The organism is Nisaea nitritireducens (genome assembly GCF_014904795.1).
Lineage (GTDB): Bacteria > Pseudomonadota > Alphaproteobacteria > Thalassobaculales > Thalassobaculaceae > Nisaea > Nisaea nitritireducens.
Genome location: NZ_JACZFS010000064.1, coordinates 1 through 14,280, shown reverse-complemented (window position 1 = coordinate 14,280; position 14,280 = coordinate 1). Strand labels below are relative to the sequence as shown.

The following is a 14,280-nucleotide window of genomic DNA, read 5'->3' as shown; positions in this document are numbered from 1 at the left end:
GGCAGGACAGCCCGAGCAAGGGTCTCCTTCCGGCGCGGACATTGTACTTTTCTTCAGCGCCCATCAGAGTAGCCCCGTCAACACTCTGAAACAAAATCAGGCAGGGGGCCGGGATGGGAGCTTTCGATCTTAGCGGCAAGGTCGCCGCAGTAACGGGCGGCAACGGCGGCATCGGTCTGGCGATGGCCGAGGGACTTGCCAAGGCAGGCGCGTCGATCATGGTGATCGGACGCAATCCCGATAAGAACAATGCGGCCGAAGGAAAGCTGACAGAGCTCGGCGTCAAGGCCAGTGCCTTTGCAGCCGACGTGACCAGCGAAGAAGATTGCGCCGCAGCCATGGCGGCAACAAAAGAGCGGTTCGGTCGCCTCGACATCCTGATCAACAATGCCGGCACCAATATCCGCAACGTGCCGCACAAGCTGTCGCTGCAGGACTGGCGGACAGTGATCGACACCAACCTGACCAGCGCCTTCATCTGCAGCAACGCGGCCTATCCGCTGCTGTCGGAGCAAGGCGGCAAGATCATCAATATCGGCTCCATGCTGTCGATTTTCGGCTCCAGCTACGGCGCCGCTTACGCCGCCAGCAAGGGTGGCATCGTGCAGCTCACCAAGTCGCAGGCCGTCGCCTGGGCGCCGGAAGGCATTCAGGTGAACGCCATTCTGCCCGGCTGGATCAATACCGACCTGACCCGGCAGGCCCGCATCGACGTCGAAGGTCTGCACGACCGCATTCAGGGGCGCACCCCGGCGGACCGCTGGGGCGATCCCGAAGACCTCGCCGGCGTTGCGGTTTTCCTTTCCGCCTCCGCTTCCGATTTCGTCACCGGCACGGCCATCCCGGTCGATGGCGGCTTCTCCGTGAACATCTGACCTTCGTCTTCCAGTTCACTTCTCCCGCTCCCCCAAGATCACCTAGGACAAGACAATGACCGGCAAACCCATCGATGAGGTTCTGAACTGGCTGGATGGCCAGCGTGAAGCCATGACCGATCTGCTCGAAGAGTTGGTAAACACGGAATCCGGCACCTACAACAAGCCCGGCGTCGATGCGGTCGGGGCAAAGATCGAGGCGCATCTGAATGCCGCCGGCATCAAGACGGAGCGCACCGGCGCCGACAGCTTCGGGGATTGCATCCGGGCCGAAATCTCGGCCGCTCCGGGTGGGGCCAACCGGCATATCGTGCTGATGGGACACCGGGATACCGTCTTCCCGGACGGCACCGTCGCAGACCGCCCGTTCAGCAAGGACGGCGATGTCGCCTACGGCCCGGGCGTCGCCGACATGAAATCCGGTCTGGTGATGAACACCTTCATCATGGAAGCCTTCCATAAATTCGGCGGCGCGCCCTTCCCGCTGGTCGCCCTCTATACAGGCGACGAGGAAATCGGCTCCCCATCCGGACGACCGGTGATCGAGGCTACCGCGCGCGGCGCACGGGCGGTCTTCAATGCAGAGCCCGGCCGTGAGACCGGCAATGTGGTAACCGGCCGCAAGGGCGCCTCCTTCTTCAAGTTCGAAATCACCGGTGTCGCCGCCCATTCCGGCGGCCAGCCGGAAAAAGGTGTCAGCGCGATCGAGGAAATGGCCCGCAAGATCCAGGCCCTGCATGCGCTCACGGATTTCGAAACCGGCGTCACGGTCAATGTCGGTCTTCTCTCCGGCGGCAGTTCCGTCAATACCGTCGCCCCGCTCTGCACTGCCGAGGTCGATGTCCGGTTCAAGACCATGGAACAGCGCGACCAGGTCTGGCGCGATATCCAGGCCATTCTCGACACCACCCACCTGCCCGGCACGGAAACCCGCGTCGTCCAGGAACGTGGCTTCCTGCCGCTCACAATGTCGGGCGACAGCCAGAACATCTTCGACATATATGTCGGCGGTGCGTCCGAGCTCGGCATGACCATCGATGGTGAATTCTCCGGCGGCAGCGCAGATAGCGGCTTCACCGCCCAGGTCGGCACCCCGACCCTCTGCTCCACCGGACCGGTCGGCGGCGGCGCGCATTCGATCAATGAATATTGCCGGCTGGATACGCTGGTGCCCCGGGCAAAGGCAGTCGCTCTCGCGATTTCCCGCCTGAACGCCTGAACCTTAAAATCAGGGCCAGCGTCTCCCGTGCGTCTGGACATTCGGACCGCGCGGCCTCATGTCTTTTCATGGGGTGTTTCCAGGGGAGATTTCAAAAGTGGCACGCGTTCTGGTTCTCTTCGCCCACCCGAGAACCGATCGGTCCGTCGCGAACACGGCCCTGATGGCCGCCGCGCGTGCCATGGATGGCGTGACATTCGCCGATCTTTATGCCGAGTACCCTGATTTCGATATCGATATCGACCGGGAACAACAACGCCTGCGAGAGTCCGACATTCTGGTATTCCAGCATCCGGTCTACTGGTATTCCAGCCCGGCCCTACTGAAGGAATGGCTGGATCTGGTGTTCGAGCATGGCTTTGCCTATGGCTCGGAAGGCACCGCGCTTGCCGGCAAACCCCTGCTCCAGGTCGCCACCTGCGGCACCGCCCGCGCGGCCTACAAAAAACGCGGCAAGTACGAGAACGAATTGCGCACACTGTTCTCTCCCTTCGAGCAAACTGCCAACTTCTGCGGCATGCGCTATCTCGCTCCCTTCGGGGTCTTCTCGGCAGAGGATGCCGCAGAGGAGAAACGTCTCGATGGCATCGTCGCGGACTACCGCCGCCTTCTGACCGCACTGCGCGACGGCACCCTCGACCTCGAAAAGGCCGCTGCCGCACCTTTGCTGAACGATGTCCTCGACGAGGTTATCGCCCCGGAACCGGCGACACTCTGATGGGATTTTTTCAGGACGCGTTCATCTACCTGCTTGCCGCCGTCATTGCCGTGACGGTCTCCCACCGGCTCGGCCTCGGCTCGGTGCTCGGCTATCTCTTCGCCGGTATCGCCATCGGTCCCGTGCTGGGTGTCGTCGCCGGCGCGGAAACCGAAACGGTGAAGCATTTCGCCGAATTCGGCGTGGTCATCATGCTGTTCCTGATCGGCCTCGAACTCGAACCGCAGATGATCTGGCGCATGCGCTGGCAGCTTCTCGGGCTCGGCGGGCTTCAGGTGGTGCTGACCACCGCGACGCTCACAGCCGCCGCGATGGCGACCGGGTTCGCCTGGCAAACCGCCCTCGTCATAGGCATGACGCTCGCACTCTCCTCCACAGCCATCGTGCTGCAAACCCTGAACGAAAAGGGCTGGATGCGGTCTCGAGGCGGGCAGTCAGCCTTTTCCGTGCTGCTGTTTCAGGACATTGCCGTCATCCCGATGCTCGCCCTGTTGCCGCTGCTCGCGGTCGGCGACCCGGTGGTAATGGGCGCCGGAAATCCGGAACAACACGGAAACATGCTCGACGGCTTTCCCGGCTGGTTCCAGACCCTGGTCATCGTCGCCACCATTGCCTTCATCATCCTGACCGGGCGCTTTCTGGTCCGGCCGGCATTCCGCCTGATCGCGGCGTCCCAGATGCGGGAACTCTTCACCGCGGCCGCCCTGCTGATCGTCGTCTCCACCGCCCTGCTGATGGATCTCGTCGGGGTATCCGCCGCGCTCGGGGCATTCCTCGCCGGCGTCGTGCTCTCGACCAGCGAATACCGGCACGCCATCGAAAGCGATATCGAGCCGTTCAAGGGACTGCTGCTCGGCCTGTTCTTCATCTCCGTCGGCGCAGGCATTGATTTCGGGCTGCTATTCTCGGAGTTCTTCCTGATCTTCGGCATCGCGCTCGGCATCATCCTGGTCAAGGCCTTGGTGCTTCTGGCTCTTGCCGGGATCTTCCGCCTGCCCTGGCAGGACACATGGCTGTTCGGGCTTGGCCTCGCCCAGGCCGGCGAATTCGCCTTCGTGCTGTTCGGCTTCGCGGGTTCGAGCGGCGCCATTGCCGGCAGTCTTGTCGAGATCCTGATCCTCGCGGTTGCCGTCACAATGCTGCTGACGCCGCTGCTGTTCATCCTGTACGAGCGCTATGTCCTGCCGCGCACAGTCAGCAAGACGGGCCAACCAGCGGACGAGATCCCGGAACCCGGTACTGTGGTGATTGCGGGTGTCGGCCGTGTCGGGCAGATCATCGCCCGCCTGTTGATGTCGGAGAACTACAAGATCGTGGTTCTCGATCACGATCCCAATCTGGTCGAACGGATGCGGCAGACCGGCGTGCACAGTTATTATGGCGACGCTACCCGCCCGGACCTGCTCGAAGCGGCGGGGCTCGGCGAGGCCGAGGTACTGGTCGCGGCGCTCGACGATCAGGACCAGCAAACCACCCTCGTCCGGCATGTCGCAGAGCATTTCCCGAAATGCCGCATCGTCGCCCGTGCGTTCGATCGCCACCATCTCTATGAACTCGAAAAAGCCGGCGCCCACGTCATAGAGCGCGAGGCGTTCGAAGGCGCGCTGATGCTCGGCCGCCGCACCTTGCGGGAACTCGGCCTCCACCCATTCCGGGCCGAACAGAAAGTCCGCGCCTTCCGCCGCCATGACATGCAGACCGTAGATGTGCTGCGTGAATACTGGGCCGGGGATATGGGTAAGAAATATCTGACCGCAGTCCGCGAACGTCTCGACGAGTTGATGCAGGTCATGCATTCCGACCGCCTGGCAGGAAAGAACCTGCCGGACCGCGAATGGACGCCACCGCGCGGGGAGGACGCCGAGCGCTAAGGCTTGGCATAGAGCTTGCGTTGTCTTTTTCCGGTACAATCAAGCCGCGTGGCTTGGCAGAACCGGATCACCGGAGAAAAAAGGCAGCCCAATGAAAATCCTGATGGTCATCCCAAGGTACGTCGAACAGGCGGGCGCCTTTTATCACCTTCCTCTCGGCCTCGGATATGTAGCGGCCATAGCGGAACAGGAAGGGCATGAAATCCAGGCCATAAACCTGAACACGCTCGGCTCCAATTATCTGGATGCGCTGCAGCTGAAACTCTGGACCTATAAACCCGACCTCTGCAGCACCGGCGGGCTTTCGGCCTTCGTTGCGAAGGTTCAGGAGATCCTGGGAATTTGCAAGGATGTCTGCCCGAACACGACCACCATCATCGGCGGCGGCATGCTGAGCGGCGATCCGGAACCCGCCATGCGCATGACCGGCGCGGATATCGGCGTCATCGGCGAGGGAGAGGACAGCTTCGGCGATTTTCTCCGCGTCTTCTCAAGCTCCGGTGATCTGGCAAAAGTCGACGGACTGATTTTCCGCAACGACCAGGGCGCGTTGGTCCGCAACAAACCTCGGGCGGCAATCATGGGGCTCGACGATCTGCCATGGCCAAGCTACGACCTGCTCGGCTTCGGGGATGCGATTGAGACCCAAAGCAGCCTCGACACCTATTTCTATCAGGGCCAACCAGAATCGAACCCGCGCAGCATCGACATGATCACCAGCCGGTCATGCCCGTTCAGTTGCACCTTCTGTTTTCATCCCGCCGGCAAGGTCTACCGGGAGCGCGATCTCGAGAAATTCTTCGAGGAAGTCTCCTTCTATAAAGACAAATACCGGATCAACATGGTGCAGATCGTGGACGAGCTGTTTTCGCTGCGCCGGGACCGGTTGCACGAATTCTGCGAGCGCATGGAGCCGCTGAACCTGCAGTGGCTGGTCCAGTTGCACGTCAATAGCTGCGACCGAGAATCGCTGAAGAAAATGGAACGCTCCGGCTGCAGCTTCATCAGTTACGGCGTCGAGAGCATGGATCCGACGGTACTTGTCAGCATGAAAAAGAAGGCAAAGGTCGAGCGCGTCCATAGCGCTCTCCGGATGACCGCCGAAGAAAAGATCGGCATCCAGGCCAACCTGATTTTCGGTGACACGGTCGAAACACTGGAGACCGCCAACAATTCATTGAAATGGTGGGCCAAGAACACGGATCTCGGTGTCTATCTCTCCGCACTGCAAGTCTATCCCGGGAGCCCGGACTATATCGAGGCGGTACGCGATGGCCTGATCACGGACCGCGATCATTTCGTCAACGAACTTCCGGTCTCCGTCAATATCAGCCAGATGAACGAGACCAACCGCACCTTCCTAACGATTCTCCTGAGCACATACGGCAGCGCTATCCTGAACGTGGCGCCGCATTCGTCCCACAAAATTTCCGACAAGCAGCTCGAAGGCCGCAAGGTCGCTTACGATCTCGATTTCACCTGCCCGACCTGCCAGACCGAGAACCATTACAAGTCTGCAGTCATCGATACGGAGAGCAGTCCAAGCCTGCGCATAGCCTGCCGGCACTGCCGCACTCGTCCCTATATTCCGAATCCGGTCAAGAACCGGAGCGCCTACCGTATCCGCAATCTCGAAATCGCCCGCTTGGACGAGGCGCACAAACTTCTCGCGGCAAACGATCACGACGCGGCCTATGCCATCCTGGAAAGCATGACCCACCTTGAAGGCTCATCGGACAGGAAGGCTAAGGCCTTTGCCCTTCTGGGCACGATCGAGGCATCCCGGCGCAACTTCATGCCGGCCACATTACGCTGGGCCGATGCCGTGCGATTGGACCCGTTCGATCCGGACAATCATGTCGGTTTCGCTCGTATGCTAAGCGCTTTCAAAATTTTCGGTGGCGCGATCCTGCATTACAAACAGGCCCTCAGGCTCTCCCCGGAACATGCTGAGGCCGCTGCGGAACTCGCGAAAATCGAACAGAATTACAGCACGGCGGAAAAGGAAGTGTTCGTCATTTCCCTCTCGAACGATTTACCGCCACAACGCAAATCCCGGGAAAAGAAAAACACACGGGTTCGCCACGCGGACAAGCTCAAGCTGTCGAACGGCAGGTTCGATACGGAGCCGGAATTCGCCCATCTCGAACCGGTAGCCTGACAACTGCGATTAGGGCTTTAAAGCTTGAATGGATTGAAATAGAACCGATCTAGTCCCTATTCTATCCAACAAACTCTAAGGACCAATTCCGTGGAAGCTATCGATCTGCTCCTCACCCGCCGTTCCGTCGTCGTCAAGGATATGGTCGGGCCGGGCCCCGATGCGGCCGAGCTGGAAAAAATCCTTACCGCCGGCATCCGGGTTCCGGACCATGGCAAGATCGGCCCCTGGCGCATCCAGGTGCTGCACGAGGCAGGTCAGGCAGCGCTCGGTGAAGTCTTCGCAAACCGCTTTGCCGAGATCTGGGGCGAGGACGCCTCCGAGAACATGCTCGCTTTCGAGCGGGAACGTCCCGGCCGGGCGCCGGTTCTTCTGGTTGTCACGGCAGACCTGCATCCGGATCACAAGGTGCCGCTGATCGAGCAGCAGATGTCCGGCGGCGCACTCTGCATGAACCTGCTGAACGCTGCCCATGCGCTCGGCTATGTCGCCCAGTGGCTGACCGAATGGCCGGCCTTCGACGAGGGCGTGAAAAAAGCACTCGGCCATTCCGCCGAGACCGAGATCATCGGCTTCGTCTATATCGGCAGCGCCACCAATGCGCCAATGGAGCGTCCGCGCCCGACCCTGGAGACCGTCGTCTCCGAATGGACAGGCGCGTGAGCGGGCTGACCATCCGGGCAGCAACGCTGGCGGATATTCCACGCGTCGCGGAGATCTACTGCGCGGCACGTCTGCTTGCCTATGACGGTCTGGTCCCAAAAGCGGACCTGATCGCCAGTGCCGCACCCGATCGTCCGAAATGGCGCGAGTTGCTTGAGGACGAAGGCGTGACCTTCCTGGTCGGCGAACGAGACGGGAATATCCTGGTTATGGCGATACTGGAAGGCGCCAAACTGGAATCCCTTCACGTCGATCCGGCAGCCCACGGTGGCGGCATCGGAAAAGCGCTTCTTGCCCATTGCCGCGCATTGGCTGGCCCCAGCATGGAGCTCTATTGCCTGGCCGGGAACGACCGGGCGATCGGGTTCTACGAGAAGGCCGGCATGCGCCAGACGGGCGCCGTCGATCAGACCATTTACGGCACCCGCTACGACGCGCTTCGGTTCGCCTACGACGACTGATCCGCGTCTTTCAGCGCGCGGGCCAGAACCTCGATATGGGAAGCACCGATCCCACAGCACCCGCCGATGATCGATGCCCCCATATCGCGCCATTTCCGGGCCCAGGCCACATAGGCCGGCGGATCGAGGTCCCTGCGCATTGCGCTCAGGCCCTCGTTCGCCGCCATGCCGCTTGCAGGCTTGCCGAAGGCATTCGCGTAGACACCGATGCGGATGGATACCGGCAGGGCGGACCGGGCTTCTTGCAAGGCCGCTTCCATAACCTCCGGCACACTGCAGTTGAACAGCACCGCCTCCGCACCGCAGCGCGCCGCCGCGGCCGCCGCATCGCGGACAGCCTCGCCGGAGCGCAGTCTCGGTGCATCGGTCTCTTCGCTATCGTCATCCAGTGTATAGGCAACCCAGAGCGGCTTCGGCGCTGAAGCCGTAGCCTCCGCTGCCGCAGCCATTTCGGCAATGCTGCTGGTTGTCTCGATCAGCCAGAGATCGACATGGGGTGCCAGCCCGCCGACAAATTCCGCCAGCAGGGCCGGTGCACGCTCCGCATCGAAATCCTGCGGCTGGTAGGAGCCGAAGAGCGGCGGAATGCAGCCCGCAACGCGCACCCCCGGATGCTTGTCCGCGGCGGATCGCGCCAGCGTTCCGGAAAGCTCGATCAGGCGCCGTCCGTCCCTGGCAAAGCGGTCTTCGCCAATATGGAACGGGACGACGGCATAGCTGTTCGTCGTGATCACCTCCGCCCCGGCATTGATAAACGCACTATGCGCCTGTTCGACGATTTCCGGGGTTTCCATCAGCGCCAGCGCCGACCATTCCGGTTGCCGGAAAGGCGCACCGAGGCGTTCGAGCTCGCGGGAGAAACCGCCATCCAGAATGATGAGGTCATGCGGCATGCAATGGTCCTTTCGTCCTTCTGTCGCGGCCGGGTATTCAGCGATAAATATGCCTGATTTTTGCGGCACGGCTGTAATCCCGAGAAGCCTCTTGCCCGCGAAAGACAAGATGCTTACCACTCGACGGCCTTATGCTTTTCTCCCGGGAGGAACAATGAAAAAGATTAACAAACTGCTACGCGCCGGCCTGCTTGGCGTGGCGCTGACGGCGCCGGCCCTGTTCGCCGCCGATGCCAGTGCGGAAACCCGCGTGACTTACAAGTCCGCGAAATCAACCTCGTCCTACTACCAGATGGCCGTTCAGGTCGCCGAAGCGGTGAAGAAAGCCACCGGCGGCGCGATGGTACTGACTGTCGAGGAGAGCCAGGGCTCGGTCCAGAACGTCAAGGAAAGCGCCCGCCGTCCGGGCAACTATGTCTTCACTACACCGCCGGTGCTGGTGAAGCTGGCCATAGCAAACAAGGGCAAGTTCGAGGGCGACACGGATTACAAGACGATCCGCGCCCTGTTCCCGATCCCGTCCCTGACCATGCATTTCGTCGTCCGCGCCGATAGCGGTGTCGAAACATTCAGCGATCTCGACGGCAAGAGCTTCATCATCGGCAAGGGCAGCTTCGGCGCCCGCGAGGCGGCCAAGAACTTCAAACTGTTCGGTCTTGAAGGCAAGGTGAAGCTGGTCGACGCCGAGCTGAATGCTGCTGTCCCGGCCTTGAAGAACCGCCAGGTCGACGGCTTCGCCACCGCCGGCTCCTACCCGGCACCGAATGTGATCGAGGCTGCTGCCGGCACCGAGGTCCGCCTGCTGTCCATGTCGGAAGAGCAGATCAAGCAGACCAAGCGCACCAAGCTGGTGATCCCGGCCGGTACCTATCCCGGTATCGATACCGACGTGAACACCACGTCCCTGCCGGTCGTCGCCTACACCACGACAAAGATGAGCGACGACGACGCCTACACGCTGACCAAGGCCTATTGGGACGCCAAGGGCTCGATGGGCAAGACCGCCAAATGGTGGGACGGCGTGAAGCCGGAAATGCTGGCCAACGTGATCGGCAAATTGCACCCGGGTGCTGCCCGCTACTATGCGGAAGCCGGTATCGCGATTCCCGACGCCATCAAGTAAGTCAAACCTCACACAGCGGGAGACGGACCACCGTCTCCCGCGCCTGCCCCTTTCCGATACGCGACCGAGATTGCGCCGATGCTCCCCTCCGACAATGACCGGACCGTGCCGATGAGCGTCACGGCCAGTCTCGTGACCCTGCTTGCCTTCGGGTCCGTCGCGTTTCACGTCACCCTGATCTTTACCGGCCTGCTGCCGAACCTGGTCGTCCGCCCGGTGCATCTGGCGCTCGCCCTGCCGTGGGTTTTCGTCATCGGCGCGGGCGGATCTCTTGCCTCCCGGCTCTCCGGCTGGATGCTGGCTGGAGCCGGCATTGCCATCTGCGCCTATATCGCCTGGAACACCGAAGCCCTCAGCGATCAGTACGGCTATACCGAAGGCTGGCTGCAACGCGCGGGCGGTATCCTTATCCTCCTGATCGTCCTTGAAATGGCGCGGCGGGCCGTGAAGCTGGCCCTGCCCGCCCTTGCCGTCATCGCCCTGCTCTATGGCTTGTTCGGCGAGTATCTGCCGGGCGAGTTCGGGCATCCGGGCCTGCCTTTCGACAGCCTGCTCGGCACGCTCGTCATTGCCGAGGGCGGGATCTGGGGACCGCTCACCGGTGTGTCCGTCAATGTCGTCGCCGTCTTTATCGTGCTCGGTGCCCTGGTCGGCGCGGGGCATGGCGGCACAGGCTTCATGAATGTCGCCACCCGGCTGGCCGGACGGCTGAAGGGCGGGGCCGCCAAGGTCTCCGTGCTTGCCTCGGCCCTGTTCGGCTCCATCAGCGGCTCGGCATCGGCCAATGTCGCTTCCACCGGCGCTTTCACAATCCCGACCATGCGCCGTCTTGGATATCCGGCACCGCTCGCCGCCGCCGTCGAAGCCGTCGCGTCCTCCGGCGGCCAGATCATGCCGCCTCTGATGGGGGCCGGTGCCTTCGTCATGGTGGAACTGCTGGCGACCACTTACGACACCATCGTCGCCGCCGCGATCCTGCCCGCCATCCTGTTCTTCGCCGCCGTCTGGTTCGGCATCGACTGGTTTGCCGCCCGCGACGGTCTGAAGGCGATGGATGCCTCCGAGATCCCGGACCGGCGCACCGTGCTGCGCACCCTGCCGTTCTTCGTCATCCCGTTCGGCGCCCTGCTGGCCGTGCTGTTCGGCACTGGCTACACGCCGCAATATGCCGCCGGTGTGGCGATCTTCGCCGCCGCCGCCATGCTGCCGCTGAACCCGGACGGTTTCGCCGGACTGAAGACCACCTGGAACCGACTCTCCGGCGCCGCCGTGGACGCCGCCCGGCAGATCGCCATGATCGCCTCGATCATCCTGTGCGCCGGGATCATCGTCGGCGTGCTGAACATGACCGGGCTCGGCGTCAAGGTGACATCGGCCATCCTGTCCTTCTCCGGCGGCCAGCTCTGGGCCGCCCTGCTCTTGACCGCGCTGGCTTGCCTGATCCTCGGCATGGAAGTGCCGACCACCGCAGCCTACGTGATCTGCATCTCCGTGGCCGGTCCGGCATTGCAGGAACTCGGCCTGCCGCCGCTGACAGCGCATCTGTTTGTCTTCTGGTACGCCCTGCTCTCGACCATCACGCCACCGGTCTGCGGCACCGTGTTCATTGCCGCCGGGATGGCCGACGCGCCCTGGCTGAAGGTCGCGGGCAACGCCATGCGGCTTGGCATCGGCCTCTATATCGTGCCGCTCGGCATTGTCGCGAACCCGTCCCTGATCGCCCTCACCGACGCGCCGCTGCTGGCGCTCGCCGCCTTCGTCAAGCTCGGTGCCGGACTGGCGCTGACAAGCTGGGGCCTCGTCAACGCGACCGCCGGCCTGCGCGCCATCGCGGCCTTTGCTGCCGGTCTCGCACTGGTGTTCGTGCTCGGCTTCTGATGTAGTCTCGTCCCCGTCCAACCAAGCGGAGCCTTTCCATGCCTTCCATCGTCGTCAAATCCAGTATCTACGGAGACATGTTCGGCACCGCCGACATGCGCGGCCTGTTCGAGGACGATACGCTCCTCGGGCTCTATCTCGACGTGGAGACGGCGCTGGCCCGGGCACAGGCGAAGCTCGGCCTGATCCCGGAAGACGCCGCCAAGGCGATCACCGAGGCTGCCGACATCGACAAGATCGACATGGACAAGCTTTCCGCCCGGACCCAGATCGTCGGCTATCCGATCCTGCCGCTGGTCGAGCAGCTTTCCGGCTGGGCGCCGGACGGGCTCGGGCAATATTGCCACTGGGGCGCGACCACCCAGGACATCATGGACACCGCCGATGTGCTGCAGGTTCGCGCCGGGCTCGACATCGTCGAGGAATATCTGGAGCGGATCGCCGCCGCGCTGGCCAAGCTGGCGGAAGAGCATGCCGACACCCCGATGGCGGGCCGCACCCATCTGCAGCACGCGCTGCCGGTCAGCTTCGGTTTCAAGGCCGCGACCTGGCTGTCCGCCATCGACCGTCACCGCATCCGCCTTGCCGAGTTGCGCGGCCGGGTCGAGGTGGTCGAGTTCTCCGGCGCCGCCGGGACGCTCGCCTCGCTCTCAGGCAATGGCCTCGCGACGCAAGCGGCGCTGGCTGAGGAACTCGGCCTCGCCGTGCCGGACATCACCTGGCACACCATCCGCGACGGTTTCGCCGAGGTCACCGGCTTCCTGGCCCTCGTCGCCGCCAGCATCGGCAAGATCGGCTATGACATCATGCTGATGATGCAAACCGAAACCGGCGAAGTGCTGGAGCCCTACGTTGCCGGGCGCGGTGCCTCCTCGACCATGCCGCAGAAGCGCAACCCGATTTCGTCGGAGATGATGCTGGCCGCCGCCAAGATCGTGCGCGAGCAGCACAGCGCCATGCTGGACGCGATGGTGCAGGATCATGAGCGCGCGACCGGTCAGTGGCATGTCGAATGGCACGCCCTGCCGACAGCCTTCATCGTCGCTTCCGGCGGCCTCGCCGCGGCGGCGGAAGTCCTGGAAGGGCTGGAAGTTCGGCCCGACGCCATGCGCCAGGTGCTCGACACCACAAAGGGGCTGATCGTCGCCGAGGCGGTGATGATGGGCCTCGCCCCACATATCGGCCGGCAGGTGGCCCATGACGTGGTCTATGATTGCTGCCGCAAGGCTCTGTCCGGCGAGGCGACGTTCCTCGACGCCCTGATGGCCGAGCCGGAGATTTCCGGCGCGCTCGACCGGGCCAGCGTCGAGGCCCTGACCAAACCGGAAAACTATCTCGGCGAAGCGCCCGAGATGGTCCGCCGGCTTTTGCTGAAGCGGCGCAACTGACCCTCAGGCATTCTCGAACAGGTTCCGGCCCGTCCGGTCCTCACCCCGCATCAGGAACACCTTCTGGCGTGACTGGTCGCGGATCTTCTGGGTCTCGGACTTTCGCTTGGCCAGCTCGCGGTCGAACAGGCTGGTCGTCGGCATGAAACGCATGGTCATGCCACGGCGCGGCTTGTCCGAATGGTTCGCTTCCGATCCATGCAGCAGATAGACGTCGTGCAGTGAGAGCTGCCCGGCTTTCAGCACCAGATCGACTGCCTCGCGTTCATCGTAGGCAGCGGGGTCGAGTTCCTGGTTCAGGGTCACGTCGGTCGCATCGGTTCGGCTGTGCGCCTTGAGACGCTGATCCTTGTGTGAGCCGCGAATGAACTTCAGGCAGCCGTTCTCCGGTGTCGCTTCGTCCACGGCGAGCCAGACGGTGCAGGTCGCGAGCGGCCGGATCGGCCAGTATTCGCCATCCTGATGCCATGGCGTCCGTTTGCCGCCATGAGCCGGCTTGGCGAAGAAGCTCATGTTCCAGAGCGCGATGTCCGGCCCGATGAGCTGGCCGACCATGTCGAGGATCTCGGGACTCTCCGCGAATTTCCTGAAAGCCGGCTCATAATCGAGAAGAGCGGAGCAGTAATCCCTGAACTCCGGATGCCGCTCCAGCAAAGCGGCATGCAGCGCCTTGATTTCCTCCAGCGCATCCGCACCGAGACGAAAATCCGGGACGACATAGCCGTCCTCGTGATACCGCGCGGCCTGATCGGAACTCAGCATTTCTTCCTCCCGTTCCGTTTTCCCTACAGCCTAGCGCCGCCCGTTCTCTTTGTCCCGCCGCGGCCGCGATGCCCTTGTCCTGACGAATGGAATCGTGGAGACTCACGCAAAATAATGGGGAAGGCGGGGCATGTCGGAAAATCGAGGCGTAGCGCTACGTGCGCGCCTGGAGGCGATCAAGGTGGTACCGGTGATCCGGACGCCGAGTGCGGACCTCGCGATCCGCGCCTGCGAGTGGCTGCTCGATGCGGGAATGCAGGCGCTTGAG

Annotated in this window: 12 protein-coding genes; 10 read left to right on the top strand and 2 right to left on the bottom strand. The window is 62.8% G+C overall.

Annotation, left to right across the window (positions count from 1 at the left end):
- Positions 1-113: 113 nt before the first annotated feature.
- From IG629_RS19845 to IG629_RS19815, 7 genes are all read left to right on the top strand, one after another.
- Positions 114-875: an SDR family NAD(P)-dependent oxidoreductase gene (locus IG629_RS19845; RefSeq protein WP_193173649.1), complete on the top strand. Its 762-nt coding sequence runs from the start codon at positions 114-116 to the stop codon at positions 873-875.
- Between the two features lie 55 nt (positions 876-930).
- On the top strand, positions 931-2,094 hold the full coding sequence (locus tag IG629_RS19840) for a M20 family metallopeptidase (RefSeq protein ID WP_193173648.1): 1,164 nt from the start codon (positions 931-933) through the stop codon (positions 2,092-2,094).
- A 97-nt stretch (positions 2,095-2,191) separates the two neighbouring features.
- On the top strand, positions 2,192-2,812 hold the full coding sequence (locus tag IG629_RS19835) for an NAD(P)H-dependent oxidoreductase (protein ID WP_319025136.1): 621 nt from the start codon (positions 2,192-2,194) through the stop codon (positions 2,810-2,812).
- Positions 2,812-4,683, top strand: coding sequence for a monovalent cation:proton antiporter-2 (CPA2) family protein (locus tag IG629_RS19830; protein ID WP_193173647.1), 1,872 nt, complete (start codon positions 2,812-2,814; stop codon positions 4,681-4,683). Before IG629_RS19835 ends, IG629_RS19830 begins: the two co-directional genes overlap by 1 nt.
- Before the next feature lie 103 nt (positions 4,684-4,786).
- Positions 4,787-6,844 (top strand): B12-binding domain-containing radical SAM protein, encoded by a 2,058-nt coding sequence (locus IG629_RS19825; protein ID WP_193173646.1) that lies wholly within the window; start codon positions 4,787-4,789, stop codon positions 6,842-6,844.
- A 90-nt stretch (positions 6,845-6,934) separates the two neighbouring features.
- Positions 6,935-7,507, top strand: coding sequence for a nitroreductase family protein (locus IG629_RS19820; RefSeq protein ID WP_319025135.1), 573 nt, complete (start codon positions 6,935-6,937; stop codon positions 7,505-7,507).
- Entirely contained in the window at positions 7,504-7,968 is a 465-nt protein-coding gene (locus tag IG629_RS19815) for a GNAT family N-acetyltransferase (protein WP_193173645.1), read from the top strand. The genes IG629_RS19820 and IG629_RS19815 overlap by 4 nt, the downstream gene beginning before the upstream one ends.
- On the opposite strand, the gene IG629_RS19810 is transcribed toward IG629_RS19815, so the two are convergent.
- On the bottom strand, positions 7,956-8,861 hold the full coding sequence (locus tag IG629_RS19810) for a homocysteine S-methyltransferase family protein (RefSeq protein ID WP_193173644.1): 906 nt from the start codon (positions 8,859-8,861) through the stop codon (positions 7,956-7,958). The two genes, IG629_RS19815 and IG629_RS19810, sit on opposite strands and share 13 nt — an antisense overlap.
- A gap of 154 nt (positions 8,862-9,015) precedes the next feature.
- Here IG629_RS19810 and IG629_RS19805 point away from each other — a divergent pair, with 154 nt between their 5' ends.
- The 3 genes from IG629_RS19805 to IG629_RS19795 all read left to right on the top strand — a co-directional run bounded on the left by IG629_RS19805 (position 9,016) and on the right by IG629_RS19795 (position 13,250).
- On the top strand, positions 9,016-9,984 hold the full coding sequence (locus IG629_RS19805) for a TAXI family TRAP transporter solute-binding subunit (protein ID WP_193173643.1): 969 nt from the start codon (positions 9,016-9,018) through the stop codon (positions 9,982-9,984).
- A 78-nt stretch (positions 9,985-10,062) separates the two neighbouring features.
- Positions 10,063-11,862 carry a TRAP transporter permease gene (locus IG629_RS19800; RefSeq protein ID WP_226886958.1) on the top strand — a complete coding sequence of 600 codons (1,800 nt, stop codon included), beginning with the start codon at positions 10,063-10,065 and terminating at the stop codon, positions 11,860-11,862.
- Positions 11,863-11,900: 38 nt separating this feature from the next.
- Positions 11,901-13,250, top strand: a complete 1,350-nt coding sequence (locus IG629_RS19795; protein WP_028467695.1) for a class-II fumarase/aspartase family protein — start codon at positions 11,901-11,903, stop codon at positions 13,248-13,250.
- Between the two features lie 3 nt (positions 13,251-13,253).
- Here the strand turns inward: IG629_RS19795 and IG629_RS19790 are convergent, their stop codons facing one another.
- Positions 13,254-14,012 carry a phytanoyl-CoA dioxygenase family protein gene (locus IG629_RS19790; protein WP_193173642.1) on the bottom strand — a complete coding sequence of 253 codons (759 nt, stop codon included), beginning with the start codon at positions 14,010-14,012 and terminating at the stop codon, positions 13,254-13,256.
- Positions 14,013-14,280 lie beyond the last annotated feature (268 nt).